Below are 24,064 nucleotides of genomic sequence, written 5' to 3'. Positions count from 1 at the left end.
TAATAACTTAACAAAAAGGCTGTTTGTTATGTCGAAACCCGAGGATACGCCCGTTTTCGTTTTGTGTGGCGGTTTAGGCACAAGACTTAGAGAAGAGACGATACGTATTCCAAAGCCGATGGTTCCGATTGGGTCACACCCGATACTGTGGCACATCATGCGATCTTATTCGCATTATGGCTTTAAGAAGTTTGTTCTGTGTTTGGGCTATAAAGCTGATGTGATAAAGTCATACTTTCTAAACTATACATCTATGAATAGTGATTTTACAGTGGAATTACAATCAAATAATGTCACAGTTCATTCTGTGGATCATGATCAAGATTGGGATGTGACGCTAGCGGATACTGGTGAATTAACGATGACTGGTGGGAGATTGTCACGTGCGGCGAGTAAGTATTTGGGTGAGGCAGAAGATTTTGCTGTGACATATGGCGATGGTGTATGTGATATTGATCTAGCAGAAGAGTTGAGGTTTCACAAAAAACATGGGTGCATCGGTACGGTCTTAGGGGTGAACCCGCCATCTCGTTTTGGTGAGCTTCAACTGGATGGACACATTGTGAAAAATTTCGAAGAAAAGCCGGAGTTTTCAGAAAACTGGATTAACGGCGGCTATTTTTTCTTTCAACGGAAATTCTTAAAGTATCTGGATCATGCAGAGGATCTTGTGCTCGAAAAACAACCGCTTATTCAATTAGCTAGCGATGGTGAATTGGCAATACAAAAACACCATGGATTCTGGCAATGTATGGATACGCAAAGAGATCGTGATGCACTCAATCGGATGTGGGAGCAGGGAAAAGCACCCTGGAATGTTTAATTATAAGCTCAACGTAAGGTAATAGAGTATGAGAGTATTTGTAACGGGACATAAAGGGTATATCGGTGCTCATTTGGTGGACATTCTCAAACAAGCTGGACACCATGTTACTGGTTGTGACATTGGTTTATATGAAGGATGCGAGTGGGATCAATGCGTGATGCCTGACGTTGATTTGGTCAAAGACGTTAGAGCAATTACGGCAAAAGATCTCGAAACGCATGACTGTGTTATGCACTTAGCAGCCATATCAAATGATCCAATGGGCGATATTAACCCGGAGATTACACACAGTATAAATCGCGACGCGTCTATTCGCATTGCGCAGCTAGCAAAGACTGCAGGCGTGGGACGATACCTTTTTTCAGGTTCATGTTCTGTATATGGGCAGGGTGAAAAGCTAGATCTAGAAGAGACCGACCCACTCAATCCGTTGACTGCTTATGCAAAATCAAAGATTGATACAGAACTAGAAGTATCCAAGTTGGCTGATGATGGTTTCACTCCTTCCTTTCTGAGGAATGCAACGGCATATGGCTACTCTCCAATGCTGCGTATTGATTTAGTGGTAAATAGTTTATTAGGTTCAGCGATAGCTTTTAATCAAATCAGAATTCAAAGTGACGGCTCACCCTGGAGGCCACTTATTCATTGCAAAGATATTGCAAACGCGTTTTATGCTTTTTTGCATGCACCAAAAGAGGTAATCCATAATCAGGCGATTAACATCGGTGGCAACTCAGAAAATTATCAGGTGAAAGATGTTGCTGATTACGTTGAGCATCTTATGCCTAATGCAGATATTGTTTTTACAGGTGAAGTCGGGCACGATCCAAGAAATTATCGCGTTAAGTTTGATAAGCTAAATGATGTATTGCCGGAATTTAAATTGGAATATGATTTGAAGTTAGGAATGGATGAATTGCATAAAGCAATGATTGATCATGGTTTTAATGAGCATGATTTTAATGGAAGTCAGTTTGTACGTCTTCGAACATTACAAAAGCGATTGAATAAGCTTGATGCTTTTCAAATTAGATAAGGTTTGTAATATGATTTTTACAGAAACACCATTATCTGGTGCATATATCATTGAGCTAGAGAAACGCGGTGATGAACGAGGCTTTTTTGCTCGCGCTTTTTGCCAGCGTGAATTTGAAGAGCATGGTTTAGTAACTGGCTTTGTTCAAATTAATAATTCATTAAGTGCAGAAGTAGGAACACTTCGGGGGATGCACTATCAACTTGCGCCATATGCTGAAACGAAAATTGTTCGAACAATTCGAGGCTCGCTTTATGATGTGATTCTAGATTTACGTACAGATTCTCCAACGTTTGGCAAAAGCTTTGGGCAGGAACTATCAGCCAACAACAGAAAAATGATGTACGTACCTAAAGGTTTCGCGCACGGGTTCATTACTCTCGAAAATGATACTGAGGCATTTTACTTTGTTGATGAATTTTATGCCCCTGAACATGAAAGAGGGATTCGATATAACGATTCGGAATTCGATATTAAGTGGCCAATACAACCTACTGTTCTTTCAGAGAAAGATTTAAATCATCCGGATTTTGATAGAACGCTCCACCATTCGGTATGAACAGGAGAATTTAAAATGAAAATTCTGTTTACTGGAGCAAGCTCATTTACTGGCTGCTGGTTTGTAAAGCAACTTGTGGAGCAAGGTCATGAGGTTACAGCTATATTTCGGCAATCAGAGTCAGATTATATTGATCTTAGAAAAAAACGTATAGATGTATTTGAGAATAAAGTCGAATGTGTTTTTAATACTTCCTTCGGCAATGAACGATTCATAAAATTGATACAGAAATCACAATATTGGGACGTGCTATGTCATCATGCGGCAGATGTGGAGGGTTACAAAACATTGTCGTTTGATATCGCTTCCGCAGTTCATCATAATTGCTATAACATGTACACGGTTATGTCAGAATTAAAGTCGAAGTCGTGCAATCATTTAGTTATGACAGGAAGTGTTTTTGAACAAAACGAAGGTATGGGAGATTCTGTATTAGAGGCATTTAATCCATATGGATTTTCAAAAGGAATGTCATTTCAGATTGCAGAATATTTAGGGAATATGTTGAACATAAATGTGAGTAAGTTCGTTATTCCAAATCCTTTTGGTATGCTTGAAGAACCTCGCTTTACAAATTATCTTTGTAAATCATGGGCAGAAAATACGGTACCTATAATTAATACGCCTGATTACGTTAGAGATAATATTCACATATCATTGTTGGCGAATGCGTACGTAAAATCAGTTGAGTTTGCATCATCTTCCGGGCGGTGCATAAATATAAATCCGAGCGGATATGTTGAAACGCAAGGAGCTTTCGCAACGCGATTTGCATATGAGATTGGTCGTAGATTAGACGTACATCTACAATGTCGATTTGCATTTCAAGATGTCTTTGGCGAACCAAGGTTAAGATTTAATACATCGCCTGCAATGTCATACGTTCCATCTTGGAATGAATCTGATGCATGGGATGAATTAGCTAACTACTACGATTATAAATATCAGCTTAGCAATAACTGATGTGGAGTTCGGAACATGTCAGAGACAATAAAATTATTAATTGTAATAGTTAATTATAGAGCCACAGATCTTACATTAAATTGCCTTAAGTCTATTAGTACTCAAATCGATGATGTGTCAGGCGTACGTGTTGCTATATGTGAGAATGGTACAAGTGAAACTGATGCATGCAGGATCAATCAATTTATTGAAGAGAATCGATGGAACAGTTGGTGCTGGTTAAAAGCGGTCATGCCAAATCGGGGCTTTTCAGGTGGAAATAATGTCATTTTACAGGATGCATTGAAATGGGATAAGCCGCCAGAGAATTTTTTGCTTCTAAATGCGGATACTATTTTGCGTGTCGATGCAATTCGAGAATTAATGGCGGCTGTAGAATCTAATCCAAAAGCTGGTATTGTTAGTCCACGTCTTGAATGGCCTGATGAAACACCGCAAATTAGTTGTTTTAATTTCATTAATCCATTAAGTGAATTTATTGATGCAGCACATACTGGATTCATTACTAGAATACTTAAATCGTATGATGTTCCGGTTGAAATCTCGGATTCTCCAACTGAACCGGAATGGACAACTTTCGCTTGTGCGCTAATAAAGTGCTCAGTTTTTCAAGAGATCGGCTTACTAGATCCGGGATATTTTTTATATTTTGATGACCCCGATTTTTGCCGCCGCGCACGCCAGCATGGTTGGTCAGTTTTAAATTGGCCTGCAGCTCGGGTGATTCATTTGCGTGGGCAAAGTAATCCCGTTAAAACTTTGACGAAGGAACTGAAGAAAAGACCATCTTATTTCTATGCTTCACGAGCAAGGTACTTTGCAAAATTTTACTCAGTACCAGGGCTGTGGCTGACGAACATACTATGGTCAATTGGGCGTATTCTTTCATTGATTAGGGAAATATTTGGCCATAAAACTCCGCATATCTGTGATGAACAAGCTAAAGATATTTGGACGAATTGGTCTCATCCTTTACGAATTTCTAAAACATCAGGTGTTCCCGGTAAATGAATAAGTACCCGGATTTCATAATCATTGGCGCTATGAAGTGTGCAACAACATCTTTGCATGATTTGCTTGCACTACAAAATGGTGTTTTCATGACTGAGCCAAAAGAACCTAATTATTTCAGTGATGATGATGTTTATATTAATGGTGTAGATTGGTATGAATCTCTTTATGAGAATGCAAATCCTTATGATTTAACAGGTGAGTCAAGTACACATTATACAAAATTACCAACCTATCCAATAACAACAAAAAGGTTATTCGATTATAAGAACGATGTGAAAATTATTTACATTATTAGGCACCCGATAGAGCGACTAATTTCTCAGTACATTCATGAATGGACTGAGAAAACGATAAAAGAAGATATCAATACCGCAATCGATAGATATCCAAGATTGATATCGTATTCTAGATTTGCATATCAGCTTACGCCATATATTGAACTATTTGGTACTAGCAATATACAGTTACTATCATTTGAGTATTTCATTCGTAACCAAGAGAACGTACTTCATGATGTGTGTGATTTTATAGGATATCATGATAAGGCAATAGCTTATCAAAATGCTCATAGTAATGTTTCGAAGAAAAGAGAACGTGTTTCATCATTTCGTGATTTAATTGTATATTCTAAGTTGTTTACGTATATAAGGCATCATTACATTTCAGCATCATACCGAAATAAAATCAAACAATTTTGGCAGATGAAAGGCCGGCCGGAAATTTCACCAGATCGCTTAGATAGGTTAGAACTTATATTTAATAATGATCTGGAATTAATTAATAAATGGTTCGATCTAGAATTAAATTGTTGCAATTTTTCAGATGAAAGTAAGAAGTTAAGACATTTTACATGGACGAATCATAAATTAATGTGTGTTGAGTACGCGTCAGCAAGTGACCATATTGGTGTGGTCATTATTGGCAGGAATGAAGGCGAACGTTTAAAAAAATCGATTGAATCAGTTTTGAATCAAGCAAACTATATTGTTTACGTCGATTCCTGTTCAACAGATGGTAGTTGCGAATATGCCAGGCAGCATAATGTTGATGTTGTTGTTTTAGATGAAAGTCAGCCAATGAATATGGCTAGGGGACGTAACGCCGGTTTTACCTACTTGAAAGAAAATTACTCTAATATTAAGTATATACAGTTCATCGATGGTGATTGTGAGTTGCATGATGGTTGGTTAGATAAGGCATATCATTATATGGAGAATCACACAGAAGTAGCAATTGTTAGTGGTCGAAGAAATGAAAAGTATCCGAAAGCTTCAATATACAACCAAATGATTGATCTTGAATGGGATACCCCTGTTGGCGAGGCTAAATATTGCCACGGAGATGCTTTTTGCAGGTTAGATGCTCTATTTCAGGTAGGTGGATTTAATACGACAATGATTTGTGGTGAAGAGCCGGAGATGTGTATTCGTATTCGTAAGAATGGCTGGAAAATATACCGAATTGATGCTGATATGACATTTCATGATGCTGATATACACAGTTTTTCGCAATGGTGGATGCGTACAGTTCGATCTGGCTGGGGTTTTGCGCAGGGCGCAGCGATGCATGGGAACAAACCCGAAAGGCATTGGGTTCGAGAAACACTTAATATATGGATATACGGCTTGCTGATACCCATTATATCGTTTGTATATCTGCCTTATAGTTTGATTATTCTAATTATTTATGTTTGGCATTTTATAAAACTATATCGTATTGAAAGTGGCGGAAAATACTCGAAAAAACTACGTATAATTAATGCTTTCTATCTCACAATAGGCAAATTGCCAGCAATGTTGGGTCAGTTGAAATTTTACTTATACAAGTATAAGAATAATGAAATTATTGACTATAAAAGCACTAGAAAGTCATGAGTTTGGATATTGCATACGTCATAATTTGGTTTGCAGTTGTACTTACAGCTGGTTCGTTATGGTTTCTAATTTTAGAGCTATTACTATCATTAAAGAATATCAATAATTCAGTAGTATCTTTGAATTGTGATGACTCAAAATTAGATTTGAGAAATCAAATTGCTGTCGTTGTACCTGCGCATAATGAAGAAGCCTGTATTTCAAGGACGTTGAAGAATATATGCAATCAAATTGACGAAAATGACATTCTTGTTGTGGTAGCTCACAATTGTAATGATCATACTGTGGAACTCTCAAGCGTTTATACCGATGAAATTATTACTGTAGATGATTCTTCCCAAATAGGTAAAAGTTATGCTATTGCCGCTGCTCAAAATTACTTGAAGGATAAAACATTTGATGCAGTTGTTATCATTGATGCAGATTGTGAAATATCCTCCGGCTTAATCAAACAAGTTACGACTAAAGCAGTGCAGCAGCAACGACCTGTTCAATCAATATATACATTGAATTTTCCTAACATTGATTCAGATTATGCCAGTATGTCGGCTTTGGCTTTTTATATTAAAAATAAAATGCGGGCTATAGGACTATATAATATAACTGGAATGGCTAATGTTACAGGATCTGGATTTGCTTTGCCTAACAATCTTTTTCTAGATTATAATTTTGATCATGGACATATTGTTGAAGACATGAAGATGGGTATTGACTTTATGTTAATTGATAAAGCACCTATTCTTGATTGTAGTTTTATAAATTCGGATTTGCCTCGCAATGATGTAGATATTCATCTTCAGAGACAACGTTGGGAGCATGGGCATATCCAAATTATTGCCGAATTTGTTCCTCAATTTATTAAAAAAATGTATAAGTCCCCCAAACTGTCTTTGCTACTATTTTGTATTGATTTAGTATTCCCTCCATTAGCACTTTATTTTATGCTTTTGTTCGTAATAGAATTTATTACGATCATACTATCGATAGTATTTGACTATTATCTTCCAGTATTATTGCTTTTTGTTACTAATATAATTTTTGTCATTATATTCTTCTATGCAATCTGGTGGCATGATCAGGACAGAGTGTTAAAGAGTCTATGGTGGCGTCTACCAAAGTATATGATACGCAAAGTACCAATATACTTGCGTGCAATGCTGGGTAATTATTCAGGATGGAATAAAACAAAACGAACGTCGTAGATAGTATTTATGAATTATATTACACAGAAACAATTCAATGGGAGAGATAGTGATTTGCCAACCATTAGGCTTTATGGCATTACTATTCACGCAATCTCGGAGAAGGATTGTATTAATTACGTCTTGAACTCACTGGATGATAACAGAGGCGGGTGGATAGTAACGCCGAATTTAGATCATCTGTATCGACTCGTTCATGATCAAGATTTTTTTAATTTATGTGCTAATGCAGATCTTACTGTGGCAGATGGTATGCCATTAGTTTGGGCAAGTAGATTGCAAAGAACACCATTACCGGAACGAATTGCTGGGTCAACACTAACGATTAGTTTATCAAGTAATGCCGCAATCAGAAACAAAAAAATTTTCCTATTAGGTGGCGCAAATAATACCGCTGAAAAGGCAGCGGCTAATCTTCAACGTACAATAGATCATATTGAAATAGTTGGTGTGTTTTCACCTATTATTGTCAATAATTTGAGTGATAACGTTCTTCAAATGATTGTTCAGCAATTAGATGTTGCAAAGCCAGATATTGTGTATGTTGCTTTGGGGTCGCCTAAGCAGGAAAGGTTAATTGCAAAGCTAAGAGTACGTTTCCCATCTGTTTGGTTTATTGGAGTTGGAATTTCATTCTCGTTTATTGCTGGTGATGTCAAGAGAGCTCCGTCATGGATTCAGAAAATTGGTTTAGAGTGGATACACCGGTTTGTCCAGGAACCTAGACGTTTAGCCGGTAGATATCTAATTCGTGGGATACCTTTCGGCATGAGTCTTTTGGGAGCGTCATTGTTAAAACGATATTCTGGTACTCAGCGATCGTGATTATTAGTATGAGTAAATGTACCTCCAAAAATGAATGTATAAAAGCGGCCATTGTTTTGGCTGGTTCTGTACGTGCGACAGATTTACGTAAAAAAACAACTAAGAATTTTTTAGATTTACCTGTTTCAGAAGATGAGACAATTATTACTCGATTTGTGTTAATGTTAAGTAATGCGTTTGATAGTTTAGGTCAGCCGGATGCTATACTTCGATTTATATTAGATAGAGGATCGCCTAGAATTAAATCGGATTTGACTAGTGTGGCAAATTTTGCGATTCAATTTGATTTTGATCCAAATGAGTTTCGTGGTACTGGTGGAATATTGAGAGATATTTCAGAAGAATACGATGACGAAGATTTGTTGCTGATAATGAATGCATCACAAATCATGGTTGGATCTGTTAAAGATCTGATTTCGGAAATGATTGTAGCCAATTCCGATGTTGTTATTGCTTCTCAAAAAGATGATACTCCTTTGGATGTAATACTTATACGTGCAAAGGTTCTTAAGGATATTAATAAAGTTGGTTTTGTAGATTTCAAGGAACAAGCTTTACCGAAAATTGTTTTAAAACGTGATGTTAAAGTACATCGGTCGGATTGTTTACGTACGTATCCAGTACGCACACTAAATAACTATATTGACGCCATTAAATTATTAAATGGTCATATTGTTACAGGAACGAAACTAAATGATGAAGATTGGATGCCGCTATTTTCTATTATAGAGTCAGGTGCGAATGTTCATTCGACTGCACAAATTCATGATTCGGTTATTTTGCGGGGTGCAAATGTAAGCGAGCATGCAGTTATTGTTCGCTCACTAATTACCTCAACTGGGATCGTGAAGCCTAAACAATCTGTTGTTGATACGATCATTGTGTGAAGAGTATGTAAGGTATGAGTCAGAAAATATACATTGTTCCAAGGGTACTGTCACGTAATGGATGGACAATGATGCACCTAGCTTTTCTTGTGATTATGCTTGTGATAGGATGCTTTTTTACAAGACTTGCATGGCAGACAATTTGGTTGACCGCGGTTTATTATCAACACGCATTGTATGTAATCTTAATTCCTTTCATCTCAATTTGGTTGTTTTATGTTCGAAGGCATCGAATGAGATTTTGTGCACCCGTTTCAACATGGGTTGGTCCATTAATAGTTTTGGCCGGTTGGTTTATCTATGCATATGGGCAAAATTTGAATGTTGCAACGATTTGGATGATAGGAGCGCTTCTAATTGTATTTGGATGTGGGGTGTCAGTTGTAGGTACAGATGTACTTTCAAAATTTGTGCCAGCTTTTGTAGTATTGGTTTTTCTCATCCCAGTACCTACTCCAGTTGCCTCTGTTGTATCGCTTCCGGTTCAAATTGCTACGACAGATGTTACTCAAGTCATTTATGGCCTCATGGGTGTAGAGATACAACGAGAGGGTATGCTTCTTTTCAATGATGATGGAATTCCAATTTCTATCGCTCATACTGGCAGAGTTGTTGCTCTCTTTATGACTTTTCTTTTGATGTCATATGCCTTTGCTTTTGGAATGCCGCTTCGGCCAATTGTTAGGCTAATAGTCATTGGAAGCAGTCCGTTCATCGCTTTATTTGTTAATATCATTAGGTCTCTAGCGACGACATGGATGTATAACGTATACGATCCAATTAGTGTTTATCATTTCATGGCATATATAGCATGGGGCACATTGATTTTAACTGTATTAGTTTTATATATGGTAATTAGATTGCTTCTTTGGACATCGATACCCTTAAATCGCTTTTCCATACCAAAAGATACTTAGATCGACTGATTATTTGAGTGACAAACGATTAGCGGAAATCAGTATAAACCCTATAGTATGCATCTTCTTAAGCATGTACAAAACAAATAGATACGATCAATTTACACTATAATATCAGAACTTTTTATATGTTCGGGTGTTTCAATGTATACGAGCAAGCATAGGGGTGAATATGGACGATAAATAGATTAGAGGGATAGGTATGTGTGCTTCCCATTATAAATGTATTTACTAATATTTCTATAAAATGGGATAACGTGTAAGTGACAATACTATCATATGAGATGGGCCAGATGTCATCTACGTGCGTTAAATTGATGTATAGCAATTTAGACAATAGATACCATCCGATTTGAATGCCTTGATCCATACGAAATTTCTGAACGTTTTTTGATCAATTGAAAGATCACCATGGTTCAAAAGAATGATGATTTAGCACAATTTGGAATGACCGCATGGGACGGTATGGATGCGAAAGATGAGCCTCGGCAAACCAACCGTATATTCATGTTATTACGAGGGAGATATCATTGGGCTATCGTATTGGCTGCGATTTTCGGTATAGCTGGCGGTATGGCAGGATATTTTCGTAAGGGGCATGAATTTCAATCACGTGCACAGATTCAGATTCCTCAATCACGAGATGTTTTACTATATAACGACGTAGATACACCATTTCAAATCAGTACATTCGATGCTTACATGGAAGCTCAAGTGCAGCTCATCCAATCTCCACAGGTTTTGAATGAGGCATTAGTCGATCCTAGATTCGAACGACAATTTGGCAAACTCCCGCGACAGCAGGCACTGCAAGTTTTTGATAAAGACCTTTTGGTTCTGCATCCACGCAAGCAGGAAGTGATCAACTTTAGTTTTGTTGCCGGTACGCCAGAAAAAGCGCAAGCAGGTGTTCAATCAGTTCTTGATGCATATTTAGCATATACACAGAGAAGAGATGAACGACGAGATTCAGATAAGATCAGCCAAATCCGTAATATTCGTCAAACTCAGCAAAATCGTATTTCACGATTACAACAGGAAAAAAGTTTCCTGATCAGTGAGTACGGAACTGAAACGACTCTTATCGTCGAACATGACAACTTAAGAAAGAACATTCAAACGATCAAAGATGAGTTACGTGAGTTACAAGCAAAAATTAAGTCATTTGTTCCGAGCTATGATGTTGATGCAGAAGATAAAGATGATCAATTGCCTGATGAAGGAACAATGGCATCAGACGCTATCGTAGCGCAGTTAGCACAAACAGATCCAAGGATCCGCACCTTACTCAATCAAAAGGAGCTACTCGAATCCAGATTGCATATGTTTGATACGCGTGGTATTGGAGCGGGGCACACAGAAGTACGTAATACGAAGGCTGAACTTCAGGCTGTGAAACGCCAAATTGATCAGTATGTTCTTTCAGGAAGTGGATTAGCACTAGATGGGGCAGGAGTTCCGCAGTCACCATTGAAGCAATTACGGGCACGTGAACAAGCACTTGAAGATGAAATTTCTGATAAGGATGCTTCAGCACTAACGCTTGCAGAGCGTATTAACAAAATCGCTCAAATCAATGAAGAAATTGGTGAAACGAAGGATGACTTAACATTTTCAACAACGCGTCTTGAACGGCTAGAGGTTGAGCAGCCTGTTGAACAAACTGTTCATGTACTTAATTCAGGTGATTTTCCGCTCGAGCCGTACAACACCGTTAAACGAGTCCAGTTTGGCATCATCGGTTTTGGTGGTGGCGCTGGATTTGGCGTGGGTATCGTTCTGTTAATCGGTCTTGCTGATCGTCGTTTACGGCATGTTGAAGACGCTCAGGTTGGCTTCAAGGACATTCGAATGCTGGGCGTATTGCCGACTTTACCTACAGAGCTTGCAGATCCCGAACAAGCTGCAATCGCATCGCACGCCGTCCATCACATACGTACCTTGCTACAGATTGCATCCAATCCTGACAAGGATCAAGGCATAGCTTATGCCATCACCGGCCCCGCGGCAGGCTCTGGTAAAACATCCATGTCCGTAGCTTTAGGTCTTTCATTCGCTGCCACGGGTTCAAAAACACTACTGATTGACTGCGATCTTGTTGCTGGCGGTCTTACAAGACGTTTAGATGCGCATGTTAATAGATCAATTGCTGAAATTCTTTTCACACAAGAGATTATTACTGAGCAGCATGTTCATGAAGTTCAGTTAGCAACGCGTAATCGAGACATATCGGAAAAGCAATTTATTATTGATCGAGGCATTGCGACTGAAGAGCAAGTTGCGCAAGCAATTGCAATGCAAAGTGAAACATCCGTTGGCATACTTGATGCCTGCTCTGGTCTAAATGTTCGAGATGCAGCAGGCCCGACTGATATTGATAACCTTTTTGTTCTCCCTATCGGCGATGCAAAACCCCATCATGCAGGACAACTCTCGCCTGTCGAATTGAGTAAACTCGTTCAACAAGCCAAAAGATACTACGACGTAATCTTGATTGATACGGGACCAGTTCTTGGTTCACTTGAAGCTTCCATTATGGCCGCAGCGGTTGACAACGTAATCATGGTCGTCTCAAGAGGTGATCAAAAATCTTTGACCACTAAATCATTTGAGCATCTCTATACGCTCAAAGCTCAAATTGCAGGTGTCGTCTTTAATCACGCGTTGAGTGAGGATATGCAGAAAACATCCTATGCCACAATGTCTGCCGCCCAGTCTCGCATTTCACATGATTACAAACCTTCAAGTGTATTCACGCAGCAACAATCTGAACGTTTCGGCCCGCTCGCATCTGCGGTCGCTTCCTATGGTACTGTAAAATCAAAACGGCCAGCCTAACACATTGTTAGGCAGCTTCATTCAATGATCACGAACTCAAACGCACACCATGTAAATGAAAAAACGATATGGGGATTGAATACATCTCAGCTCCATGACCGTTTTTGGGCTGCGCGCAATATTCAGGTTGTACGAGTCAATCAGCACACGCAAATTAACCACACTGCAGAACTTTATTTACTCCTGGATCAAACCTCACTCGTCACATTCAAGTTCCTGCAAATCCATGACATTCTCAATTGGCTTCGCCCACACTTACTCATCTTGCGTCTCCATGACCAGCTTGAGCACGCATACAAGGAACGGATCGTTACCGACGAAAATGATCGTTTTATACGATTCGAACGGCTCTATCCTTCAGCAAACCGAAAAGTTACACGTGTCGCACTCACCCCAGATCCTGTCATTGCGGAATCATGGCAAAGATTTCAGGACATTCACAAAGCTTGGCATCAACTACGAAAAGAAATATCTCAGATTGATCGTGCCGCGGTTTCGATTCCTGCAACTGTTTTTGACGTAACTAGAAATTCAGAATGCAATCAATACACGCGACAGCTTGTAAATATTTGGCGGCGTCCAGATACAACTATTCCATCGACCGAAAGAATCAATGCCCAATTGCCTGTTTGGAGAATGGCAGATTTTCAGATTGATACTGGCAAAACAGTTTTTGTTGGCCCTATATGGATTGGTGCAGGCCGACACATAGATTCCGTACATACAGTCGTTGGGCCAGCTATACTCTGGGATGACCCACAACACCGCCCCAAACCAAGCGAATTTACATGGGATCCGATTGAACCAAACGTAACATCGAAGGACTTATACTATGATGTTAAACCACGTAGACTCACGACCATTCAACGTTTTATAAAACGAGCATTCGACATCGTTTTTTCATTATTGATTCTTATTTTACTTCTCCCAATATTCCCGATTGTGATGCTCGCCATTTACATCGAAGATGGCCGTCCCTTCTTTTTTGCCCATACCCGAGAAACCATGCATGGTAAACAATTTCCTTGTATCAAGTTCCGATCTATGCGTAATAATGCAGAAGAAATTAAACAAAAACTACAGCAGCAAAATGTTTCAGATGGCCCTCACTTCTATATTGAAAAAGATCCAAGGCACACAACCATCGGACGTCTCATCCGTAAACTCAACATTGATGAACTTCCTCAACTCTTAAACGTTCTCTTAGGTCATATGTCTATCGTGGGCCCACGTCCTTCTCCTGAATCAGAAAATCAATTTTGCCCCGCATGGCGTGAAGCGCGTCTCTCAGTCAGGCCCGGCATCACTGGCATGTGGCAAGTTTATCGTTCTCGTGATGAAGGTCTCGATTTTCAGGAATGGATTAAGTACGACCTGCTTTACGTTGAGCAAATGTCCTTTCACTTAGACATGAAGCTCATACTACTCACCTCAAAGCAAATCCTAGGCATAAAATAAGCTCACGTCATGATCGTGAGCAACTGTCTGTCTCTTTCGAATGTGCAACTTAAATCATTGTGTTAAGTCTTAAGCATGACCCACAACCCAATAATTTCCATGAGTAGTACCGCCGCTACGATCATAGAATTCCGCAGCCCGACATTCATTTCGATCGGTTGATTAAGCGGGTTTTGACGGGGCAGGGGGATGAGTTGTAATTGCTTGTGAGCTAATTGTGGGCAATACTCCGGCAGGTTCCCTCTTCTCGCTTGATCTTGCAGTATCGCAATCACTAAATTGCAATCAAACACACTCATTCCAAACGTGCGGCCCATTTTGATGAGCTTCTCACGTTCTTCAGGGCGAACGATACTCCCCTCCATAACCGCAGCAACACGTACAGCCAAAACCCATCTCGGATCATTCGTTGCCGTTATTGGATCGCCCATTTGTCCATGAGGTGCACTAAACGAACTCGATTCATCCTCGATCTCGACATGTCTAGCCTTGGATACCTCCGAATCAGAAAACGTAATTTTACGTTCTGATCGCTTCTCTCGATCTTCAATATGGCCAACCAGTTTTAAATTTGGCTTATCCTTTTTTGTCCCATTTCGCTTTTGACGAGCCTCCTCAAGCCGCTGTCTTGCGAGTTCCAATCTCGCCTCAGCTCTGGCGTATAACTCACGTCGAACATCACTCTGTTCAACGCCGTCACTCCAGCCTTCATCATGTTTGTTATGCCAATGCGACATCTGCGGCTCTCTTCTCATACGACCCCCTTCTGATCTCATATTTAAGCATATCACATCAAGCCGCAAACATGAGTCATACTTATCCAATCATGCGATTAACATGTATTCTCTTCCCGCATAACCCCTACAATCCGACTAATAAAAAAGCACGCTAACTAGCGTGCTCAATTAAGTCGTATCTAATGCCAATCACTATGCCAAAGGTAGCGATACGCGTTTTTCTAATTCTCTCACAGGCTTTGCAATCAAATCATATCCGTCATACCCAATCACGCGGCATTTCACAATCTCACCTAACGCATATTCCTGTCCACTCTCACTATGCACATACGTCACACCATCTACCTGTGGCGCCTGCCTACTTGTTCGTCCCTGATAAAGCACGCCAGCCACATCACCGTCTTCACCTTCCAGGACGCTATCCGTCTTTGCATCAATCAAAACATCGACTTCATCTTCATTCGCAACCATCGCGTCATGCCGCTCAAACACTACCGTTTGCTGTGTCATCATCAACTCATCAATCCGTCTTGCAATCGTCTCGTCATCAACGGCATCGCCTTTGCCATACATCGTCCCTGCAACAGTTCCCGGCTCAGGCGAGTATCCAAACACACCCATGTTCTCAAAACCAAACCCACGTACGAACTCAACCAGTTCCTGATGCTGTTCTTCCGTCTCGCCCGGAAACCCACTGATAAAAGTCGTCCTGATCGCAATCCCCGGCACCCTTTCCTTCAATTTCCGAAGAAGCGTTTCAATGCACTCACGACTTGTATACCGCCGCATCCGATCTAGCACCCCATCATTAATATGCTGCAGTGGGATGTCGATATACTTCACCACATGCTCTAATCGTGCGATAGCCTCAACCATCTCATCCGTAAACTTTGAAGGGTACGCATACATTAAACGCACCCACCCACCACCATACTCTTTCACCACACCATTAAGCCCCTCAAGCATCCCAACCAGCCCCGCTTCGTAGCCAATATCATCCCCAAAACTCGTCGTGTCCTGACCAATCAGATTTAACTCGAATGCCCCATCATTCATCAACTCACGCGCTTCGCCCACAATCCGATCGACCGGCTTGCTGCGCATCTTCCCTCGGATCGATGGAATCGTACAGAACGCACAGTTTTGATTGCATCCTTCACTTATTCGAAGATATGCATAATGACGCGCAGTTAGACGCATCCGTCCGCCATCTTCTTCAAAATATCCTGTGACCTCATCCCCCATCTCTCGGTGTTGTTTTGCAATCACCGCATTCGCCGCGATACTCGAATACACCGGCAATTCAACGGCAATATCGTTACCGATCTCAAAACCCGTCGGGCCTTTGACCGCTTCGATAATCCGATCTCGATCAAACACCCCAATCATTGCATCAATCCCCGGGCACCATTCCAGCAGCTTCGCCCGTTGTCGCTGAACCAGGCACCCCGCCACAACCACACGTTTGACCAGTCCCTCTTCTTTTAGAGCAACAGCCTGATTGATCTCTCCAATAGACTCATCCTTAGCTGCCTCAAGAAAGCCGCACGTATTGACAACAACCGCATCTGCAGGCTCGTCACTGTCAACAGGCAACAGTCCATCCTCAGCCAGTAGCCCTAGCATCTTTTCGCTGTCAACTAAGTTCTTCGGGCACCCTAAACTGACAAACGAGACGGTCTCGATCTTCGAGTCCGCCTTCGTCGCCATTTCGTTTGTCTTATTTTCAGTGTTCATCGGATCGGTAGTATAGCGATCCCGTGTTGTCCAAACCACTCCTCAGCGATTCAGCCATATTCACGCTTCAATACACTTCTATGTCTTGTATTACTCATGATCATGTTCAGCATGCTCATCCACCTCACCGGCTTCAATATGCACGTCCGCTTCTTGATTACCAATCATGTGTATCTCACGTTCCATCTCACCCACATGGACTTCCGCTGCATTTGCCCCGTGATTGTGCCCATCATCTTCGCCGTGCATCTTACTGTGTCCAAACAGCACCACCCCATACGCCAGCGCCAAGCCCAGCAGCAGCGCCGCTGTTAAACCCAACCGATCATGATGATGGAACTGAATCTCTGGCAACAAATCGCTCAGACTAACCACTAAGAACACCCCCGCCGAGAATGCCAGTGCGCCACCCACGATCGCATTCGCATGCACATCACTTCCTCCCCCAACACCCAGCAAAAACAGCACCGCACCTAACGGAACCGCCAATGCAAATAGCCCATTTACGATATGCCGCCACCCCTTAGACCAGCCGCTCGCCGCCATTAGCGTTCCCAGCGTCATCGAATCAAACGGCTTATGCAGAACGATAACCAAAAACACTGCAATCCCCGGCCAAAACCGGCCGCTTTCCCCTTCTCCCGCCATCGCAGCCGCCAACGCGACACCTGCAATGATACTGTGCAATGTCAGGCCAATTGCCGCCCCGCTCCATGTCAGCTTGTGTTCATGAGCCGTTAGGCTAATCTGCTCATTCCCATCCACAGATTGACCATGATGGTGTTCATGAGCACATCCGCACTCGCCTTGCTTGTGACGATCAACTTCTGCTTGAATCCCCTCAGGTGCATCTTTGCATGATGCATGATCAATATTCGCATCATCAACATCATGGTGATGAAAGCAGAAAAAACGCTCCAGGAAAAACATGACCAACATCCCCGCAATCACCCAGTTCGCCACATAAAACGCTTCCCCTAATGACTCAAATGATCCTGGCAGCAAAATCAGCACTGCGATCCCCAAAATAAACCCAGCAACACAACTGATCGCAAACTGCATCCGTCTATGCGTCAGCTTGACCATCATCGGGATGATGCCACCAAACAACGATACTAACAAAATTAATACACAGTAAACGCTCAGATAAAAATACAGTGTGCCGTTCATTGTTCACCAATTATTCGATATGAGATAGTAAAAATCGACTAAATCGACAGATGTCTAATCCAATTGCGATACCACATGATAAATGATTATCAATAGTAAAGTCAAACACTATTCTATATTTTACCTAAGTCCCCTGAAACCCGATACTTCTAATTATTTAGAGGAAATAATCACCATTTTGCCGATGACACTTGAAGTTACCCTCGTAACCATGTAAAACTTAGATTATCTCACCGGCATTCCCGGTAACCCATGTGTGACTCGCCTTCAGAGGCGTACACGCAGTCGGCCTCTTGCCTTGGGGAAGGCACCTGACCGACATCAGCAATAACGCAACATACCCCAATCAAACCGGCTGCCTCCGGTTATAATCACGCATTATTCGCATGATCATTTCCTGACAAGCCAACGCAAATTCTCAAAACACCGGCGGAGAGTTTTTAATCTGTTAACGTTAAGGCCAGTTCCGTGTGTGATACAGCAGCTCAGGTTTTCGCTGCCTTCCGTAACATCTTTTATAACGGCCACCGACCCTACGATAACGATTTGAGCTTTTTTAATGTACTTCTCCCATTCATTCAGATGTAGCTCTGAATGACCTCATACTGCGTACGCGCTGTTTAACTCGCTAGCACATCGTTCGGTAAACTCACCCTCTCACAGAAATTATCATCGCATATTTGCCTCTCATTAGGCTCGTCGTGCTGATTGCCGACACTTATTTTATAGACCCCGATTACAACTCGGCTTCTCGCCGACACAAGAACAATGACCATGAAAACTGCAACCGGGATACTCGAAGTTCTAACTCGCGTCGATGGACGCCTTCGCCAACTCAACGACACATACATCGCTGACCCCGAAGACCCCGTCATCCCTGCACAGCTCATCGACCGTTACGGCCTGCGACCCGGACTCGAACTCGAAGTCGAACTCGGCAAGCCCATGGGTGGTGCAAACAACAAAAACAATAAACGCAAAATTCAGCACAAAAAGCAGCAATTCAAGCGTCCCAAACCCGACGCAATCGCTCCTTCTGCCCTTCGTGTTAACAAAATCATCAAGATCGATGGCATCCCAGCCTCCGAATACGTCAACACAGAACATCCAAGATACGAAGACCTCACCACAATCGATCCTGAGCCCCGTCTCACACTCGAATACCCCGGCTGCCCCGCCTCATGTCGCCTCATCGATCTCTTCTGCCCCATCGGTTACGGCCAGCGCGGCATGATCGTCTCGCCACCCAAAGCTGGCAAGACGACCCTGCTTCAAAATATCGCTTTCGCCATCCAAAAAAACCATCCCGAAGCCAAGACCGTCGCGCTCCTGATCGATGAACGACCCGAGGAAGTCACCGACTTCCGTCGCAACGTTCCATGCACCGTCTGGGCCTCCTCAAACGACCACACCCCCGAACGACACGTCGGCCTCGCCATGGCCGCCATCGAACGCGCCAAACGCTGGGCAGAGCAGGGCAAGGATGTCATCATCCTCTTGGACTCGCTCACACGTCTCGGCCGGGCCTTCAACACCTCACCTCACCTCCAAAACACTGGCCGCACCCTCTCCGGCGGACTCGATGCCGGCGCCCTCTCAATCCCGAAACAACTTTTCGGTGCTGCCCGTAAGTTCGAAGAAGGCGGTTCACTCTCCATCATCGCCACCGCACTCGTCGATACCGGCTCACGTGGCGACCAAGTCATCTTCGAAGAGTTCAAAGGCACCGGTAACATGGAGCTCATCCTCGATCGTAAGATCGCCGAGCAACGCGTCTTCCCTGCCATCGACCTCGCAGCCTCCGGCACACGTAAAGAAGAAAAACTCATGTCCGCTCACGAAGTCACCACCATCAACGCACTTCGTCGTCGACTCCTCAACATGCCTCCCGTGCAGCAAGTTGATCAACTACTCAAAGCCCTCGAACGTTTCCCAACCAACGGCGACCTCGTCGGCAACCCACAGTCACCCGCCTCAGCGCAGGCATCCGCTCGCGCCTAATCAGACGCTGCAAACATTAAGTTAGTTGAAAAACAAACGAAGCTCAGCCGTACATGGTTGAGCTTTTTTATTGATCAGATTACCCTCAATACGCACAAAACGAATATCATCCCTTTCATCGCAGCTTCGGATTACCCTATAATTTTACCGAAATCCGCATATCTAATGACTGCCTTCACGACTTGATTACCATTTCATCATTCCTAATATTCACCTCAGCAATTCGCTGGTCAGGTCTATCGTTGCCTTTAGTATCGGCCTACATGTATGGTTACACATAGAAGATGGTTCTTATACCATCACACTTGAGGATCAGGAGTCCCCAATGTCAAAGCTGTCAGTCCTGTCAACAACACTTATTGTTCCCGCGCTCACGCTACTCTCTGTAAACGCGACACAAGCCGCAACGGTCTCAGGTTCATCATTCGTTTCATCCCTATACATCAGTCCTGAAAACACTGGCGGCACCTTCGAACGTGAAAATTACCGTACGGGATTTCTTGGCCAAACCACAACCGGCGACCGCAATGATGGTGATATCTATCAATCCAACGGCATACAAAATAGCTTTCAAGATGTAGGACTCAACGAAACTTTCCTTCTTGGCACCATCAACTATACAAACGGTGAAGCAACCATTGAAGGCACCACACCCGATACCATTCGTAACGTCATTGTTACCCGACTTAATGGCTCTTACATACAGTTCCAGCTTGACCTCAATGTGCAAGACGGTGGCCCCGCACGCCTCTTCATTGATCCTGCCAATCCCGATGTCGCACAAGTTCTTGGCTCAGACACATACTCACTAACAGATAACACCGTGAACCCCGACTTTGTCTACAACTTCAACGGCATCGACACCACACTCCAACTCGTCGGTCTCGGCAGGTCATTCGATAACATCAACGAATCATTCGAAACTGGCACACCCGGTTCCTCCGGCTCTTTCAACATCTACGGCCAGCTCATCGATTACGATCAATTCCTCGCCGCTCAAAATCCAGAGGTAACCGCAATCGCCGTCCCAACCCCCTCCGCTGCAGCTCTCGGCCTCCTCGCCCTCGCACCAGTCTTTCTTCGTCGTAAGCAATTAGGATAACTAACCATGAGTTAGGATAAACTAAAAAAGCTCAGCACCGCGCTGAGCTTTATTGATTTGTGAATATCTAAATAGATCTGATGAAAAATTAAGCTTGTTCCATAGCTCTAAACCAATCTCTGATGCTTAATTCTAATCGTAGCACTTCGTCCTCAGCTAAATGACCACAATGCGCAATTGGCCCTCTTAGTATGTTTAGATTCGACAGTATTTTTTCTACAGCTCGTAAACTTGAAAATATGCTACCGAATTCATCCCAATTATGTTTGATAATCTCGCTTAATTCACCGAAAGTTGTGTAGTCGATTTCATGATCTGAGCGTAATGTTATGCCTGAATCAAGTTCACGCGTCATTCTTTTGTTTACATCATCAAAAATTCTTTGTGGTATAGAATGGTTATTCCACCAATTCGATTGTTTTTTAGAATCTTTAAGCGTTAATGCAATCAATTCACGAATTGTTTTTTCTAGGCAATAGAACAATTCGTAATACTTACTCATTTTAGATGCATCATCTCTAACTAATTGATCAAACTGTGGGTAGTATTTCTCATTAATTTCTTTACCGTTAGGAGGCTGCAATTCTAATTGGTAATCGTGTTCGATTTTCTGTATATCAGATTCAATTAGTTGAGCAGTCATTCCAAACGATTTGAGCTCAGATGTTCTCATAACAATCAATCTTTCAATAAATGCTGTTTTAAACTGCTGAATATTGCATTGAAAACTTCAATATTTGTTGTTGGGGGAAGATTGAGATTGATTGTGTATCCGATGTTAAGTGGTAATTCAGAATGATTGTTATGGGTTACTCTCTGTGTTTCATCGCTCGTAGATGGTTCGGTATAATCGGACACTGGGTTTTCAAAGTCAGCTTTTTCATTGAGTTTTTTAAATGTGCCATAAATCCGTTGCATTGACGCATTACTGCCCTCAAGCCCAGTTACTTCCATAATTAAACCTTTGAGTTCCTTATCTGATAACTCATGAGCGTATTCGTTTGCTTCGTATAGAGGTTTGTAGCCAATTTTGATCGCGTCTGCTATTGCAGATCCTGCAGAGGCGGGGTTGCGAAATTGCTTGTAAAGTTTTGTTGGAGTTCCGTCAGATGCAACTAGTCCAATCTTTTTTAGAAATGGTGCAATTGAACTGCCAGTTCCGCCTTTAATTTTAAGTTTGCTTTTAACGAAATCATTGTTGCATATTGGCGGCGTAGCCGCATTGGCGATTTTATCTAAAGCGTTTGTGATAGATCCGGGAGTTGCTAAGTAAGGTAATTTGGTGCTCATGACGTTTTCTCAATTCTAAGAAACAATGTTATTGTAAAAAGATTAACGGAAACGTGCTGGACGGTCTATAGCCATGTGTTATGTTGGAGTACATGTAAATCAGTAATTGTGTTTGTGTGGCTACGCTTAATTTGATATGGATTTTTGATCGGGTATGCGCGCACAAAAGCGAACACCACGCGCGGCGCGTTTTTGCGCACACAGCTCACAACTCATGATTTCTTTCATTTTTTGAATCGTTTTCAACCCAAACTCACCAAAACCAACCCAAACCGGCTCATTTTGAACCTTTGCGCATTTTCACTCATTTTCTTGATAGGCAACTATAAACACAACCGAATCAGGTACTAACAAAAACGCTGCCTGATCCGTTGCGCAAAACGCGCGCACATGCCTTCTAACCATTGAATAGAGATTTTAAGTCCGCAGCCACCTCGCCCGGCTTCTCAGATCGGCAGATCACACCACTCACTGCCATCCCCAATCGCATCCCTTCCTCACCCATCCCCGCACCCCTCAAAGCCTCCAATTTCTCCTCGCTCGGCTCAATCCCGCCGATCGCCAAGCCTGGCAGCTTGCCCCATAACCCATATTCGTTCAAATACTTAGGCCCCACAATCACTTTTTTATCCTTCGTGGTCGTCGCAAACATCGGCCCAACCCCGCAATAACTCGCGCCCATCTCCCAAGCCAGCTCCGCTTCCGCGATACAACTCGTACTCACACCAACTAACATTTGGCCACCAAAGAGGTTACGCAACTCATCACACCCAACATCCTGCTGCCCGACATGCACCCCATCCGCCCCGCACATCATCGCCACATCCGCGCGGTCATTGACAATCACCGCCACGTCAGCCGCATGACAAATCTTCACAACTTCTTTGCAGTACATCACTAACGCGCGTCCACTTAAGCCGCCCTCTGCTTCCTTTTCACGTATTTGCACGCAATCCACGCCCCCTTTGATCGCTTCTTTCAAGACCACTTCCCATGTGTGATGCTCGCACATCACGCGTGTGAGCAATAGGCATAGCTGCCAATCTGCATCACAACTGTATGACAGTGCAATATTTAGAGATTGTTCAACCGTATACCCACGGTACCGAAGTTGCTCGACGGCACGTACCAAATCGACACCTACAGGCCCAAGCACCTTGCCATATTCTTCAATCGCTCGAAGTGCTTCGCTGAGTCGTTTACCCGCAGCGATCGCGACATCCTTTGTGTTTGATCGTTCGTATTCTCTTGCAGTGCAAACACTTGTGCCAACATCGCCGGTGGTATCCCGTTGAGATTCAAGATTGGGGATTTGTGAGATGGCGGCAGCGAAATCGTGACGCATCGATTTGATCTGTGAACATAAGTCTTTGTTATTTAAGAGGAAACGCGCCGCTTCCTCCATCACCCGAAGGGCTTCTCGGACACGGTTGGCGTTGGCATCAATAATTCGTTTGACCTGCATCATGCCTGTATTCTATCCCCCGCGACATATGCAACAAATGTGTCGGGTGGTTAGGTGTGATTCGTGGAGATTGAGGGAGAAGATGGAAATTGAGCCGATTAAATAAATGGCGGCTGTAAGTGATTGAATACACATAACTTTGCGCAAGCTGCTATGATCG

At 42.5% G+C, this 24,064-nt stretch carries 20 protein-coding genes; 14 read left to right on the top strand and 6 right to left on the bottom strand.

Annotated features, from left to right (window positions below; all coding sequences use genetic code 11):
* Positions 1-28: 28 nt before the first annotated feature.
* From rfbF to KS4_RS17655, 12 genes are all read left to right on the top strand, one after another.
* Entirely contained in the window at positions 29-823 is a 795-nt protein-coding gene (rfbF, locus tag KS4_RS12375) for a glucose-1-phosphate cytidylyltransferase (protein ID WP_145078522.1), read from the top strand.
* Positions 824-851: 28 nt separating this feature from the next.
* The gene (locus tag KS4_RS12370; protein WP_145078519.1) at positions 852-1,865 is read left to right on the top strand and encodes an NAD-dependent epimerase/dehydratase family protein; all 1,014 of its coding nucleotides are present in this window, start codon (positions 852-854) and stop codon (positions 1,863-1,865) included.
* A 10-nt stretch (positions 1,866-1,875) separates the two neighbouring features.
* The gene (gene rfbC, locus KS4_RS12365; RefSeq protein WP_145081636.1) at positions 1,876-2,424 is read left to right on the top strand and encodes a dTDP-4-dehydrorhamnose 3,5-epimerase; all 549 of its coding nucleotides are present in this window, start codon (positions 1,876-1,878) and stop codon (positions 2,422-2,424) included.
* A 15-nt stretch (positions 2,425-2,439) separates the two neighbouring features.
* Positions 2,440-3,387, top strand: a complete 948-nt coding sequence (locus tag KS4_RS12360; RefSeq protein WP_145078516.1) for an NAD-dependent epimerase/dehydratase family protein — start codon at positions 2,440-2,442, stop codon at positions 3,385-3,387.
* 15 nt (positions 3,388-3,402) lie between these two features.
* A complete protein-coding gene (locus tag KS4_RS12355) occupies positions 3,403-4,398 on the top strand; it encodes a glycosyltransferase family 2 protein (protein WP_200761220.1) in 996 nt (331 codons plus the stop codon).
* Positions 4,395-6,275: a glycosyltransferase gene (locus KS4_RS12350; RefSeq protein WP_145078513.1), complete on the top strand. Its 1,881-nt coding sequence runs from the start codon at positions 4,395-4,397 to the stop codon at positions 6,273-6,275. Before KS4_RS12355 ends, KS4_RS12350 begins: the two co-directional genes overlap by 4 nt.
* On the top strand, positions 6,272-7,477 hold the full coding sequence (locus KS4_RS12345) for a glycosyltransferase (RefSeq protein WP_145078510.1): 1,206 nt from the start codon (positions 6,272-6,274) through the stop codon (positions 7,475-7,477). Before KS4_RS12350 ends, KS4_RS12345 begins: the two co-directional genes overlap by 4 nt.
* A gap of 9 nt (positions 7,478-7,486) precedes the next feature.
* On the top strand, positions 7,487-8,302 hold the full coding sequence (locus tag KS4_RS12340) for a WecB/TagA/CpsF family glycosyltransferase (RefSeq protein ID WP_145078507.1): 816 nt from the start codon (positions 7,487-7,489) through the stop codon (positions 8,300-8,302).
* A gap of 8 nt (positions 8,303-8,310) precedes the next feature.
* On the top strand, positions 8,311-9,189 hold the full coding sequence (locus KS4_RS12335; RefSeq protein WP_145078504.1) for a GlgC family sugar phosphate nucleotidyltransferase: 879 nt from the start codon (positions 8,311-8,313) through the stop codon (positions 9,187-9,189).
* A gap of 14 nt (positions 9,190-9,203) precedes the next feature.
* Positions 9,204-10,106, top strand: coding sequence for an exosortase/archaeosortase family protein (locus KS4_RS12330; protein ID WP_145078501.1), 903 nt, complete (start codon positions 9,204-9,206; stop codon positions 10,104-10,106).
* A 411-nt stretch (positions 10,107-10,517) separates the two neighbouring features.
* Complete coding sequence (locus tag KS4_RS12325) at positions 10,518-12,944, top strand: nucleotide-binding protein (RefSeq protein ID WP_145078498.1); 2,427 nt, start codon at positions 10,518-10,520, stop codon at positions 12,942-12,944.
* A 24-nt stretch (positions 12,945-12,968) separates the two neighbouring features.
* Entirely contained in the window at positions 12,969-14,402 is a 1,434-nt protein-coding gene (locus KS4_RS17655) for a sugar transferase (RefSeq protein WP_200761219.1), read from the top strand.
* Between the two features lie 62 nt (positions 14,403-14,464).
* Here the strand turns inward: KS4_RS17655 and KS4_RS12315 are convergent, their stop codons facing one another.
* The 3 genes from KS4_RS12315 to KS4_RS12305 all read right to left on the bottom strand — a co-directional run bounded on the left by KS4_RS12315 (position 14,465) and on the right by KS4_RS12305 (position 18,046).
* Complete coding sequence (locus tag KS4_RS12315) at positions 14,465-15,157, bottom strand: hypothetical protein (RefSeq protein WP_145078495.1); 693 nt, start codon at positions 15,155-15,157, stop codon at positions 14,465-14,467.
* Between the two features lie 174 nt (positions 15,158-15,331).
* Positions 15,332-16,915 carry a 30S ribosomal protein S12 methylthiotransferase RimO gene (gene rimO, locus KS4_RS12310; RefSeq protein ID WP_145078492.1) on the bottom strand — a complete coding sequence of 528 codons (1,584 nt, stop codon included), beginning with the start codon at positions 16,913-16,915 and terminating at the stop codon, positions 15,332-15,334.
* A 51-nt stretch (positions 16,916-16,966) separates the two neighbouring features.
* Positions 16,967-18,046: a ZIP family metal transporter gene (locus KS4_RS12305; protein ID WP_145078489.1), complete on the bottom strand. Its 1,080-nt coding sequence runs from the start codon at positions 18,044-18,046 to the stop codon at positions 16,967-16,969.
* A gap of 774 nt (positions 18,047-18,820) precedes the next feature.
* Between KS4_RS12305 and rho the strand changes: the two genes are divergently transcribed.
* Positions 18,821-20,047, top strand: a complete 1,227-nt coding sequence (gene rho, locus KS4_RS12300; RefSeq protein WP_390620439.1) for a transcription termination factor Rho — start codon at positions 18,821-18,823, stop codon at positions 20,045-20,047.
* Between the two features lie 325 nt (positions 20,048-20,372).
* Positions 20,373-21,149, top strand: coding sequence for a hypothetical protein (locus tag KS4_RS12295; RefSeq protein WP_145078483.1), 777 nt, complete (start codon positions 20,373-20,375; stop codon positions 21,147-21,149).
* Positions 21,150-21,237: 88 nt separating this feature from the next.
* On the opposite strand, the gene KS4_RS12290 is transcribed toward KS4_RS12295, so the two are convergent.
* From KS4_RS12290 to KS4_RS12280, 3 genes are all read right to left on the bottom strand, one after another.
* Positions 21,238-21,822: a Swt1 family HEPN domain-containing protein gene (locus KS4_RS12290; protein ID WP_145078480.1), complete on the bottom strand. Its 585-nt coding sequence runs from the start codon at positions 21,820-21,822 to the stop codon at positions 21,238-21,240.
* Between the two features lie 5 nt (positions 21,823-21,827).
* Complete coding sequence (locus tag KS4_RS12285; RefSeq protein ID WP_145078477.1) at positions 21,828-22,439, bottom strand: DUF5343 domain-containing protein; 612 nt, start codon at positions 22,437-22,439, stop codon at positions 21,828-21,830.
* A 397-nt stretch (positions 22,440-22,836) separates the two neighbouring features.
* The gene (locus KS4_RS12280) at positions 22,837-23,907 is read right to left on the bottom strand and encodes a thiamine phosphate synthase (RefSeq protein ID WP_145078474.1); all 1,071 of its coding nucleotides are present in this window, start codon (positions 23,905-23,907) and stop codon (positions 22,837-22,839) included.
* Positions 23,908-24,064: the final 157 nt, after the last annotated feature.

The sequence above is a fragment of the Poriferisphaera corsica genome (genome assembly GCF_007747445.1).
GTDB lineage: Bacteria > Planctomycetota > Phycisphaerae > Phycisphaerales > Phycisphaeraceae > Poriferisphaera > Poriferisphaera corsica.
Note: the sequence above shows the minus strand (reverse complement) of the source record. Positions and strands in the feature narration are given on the sequence as shown.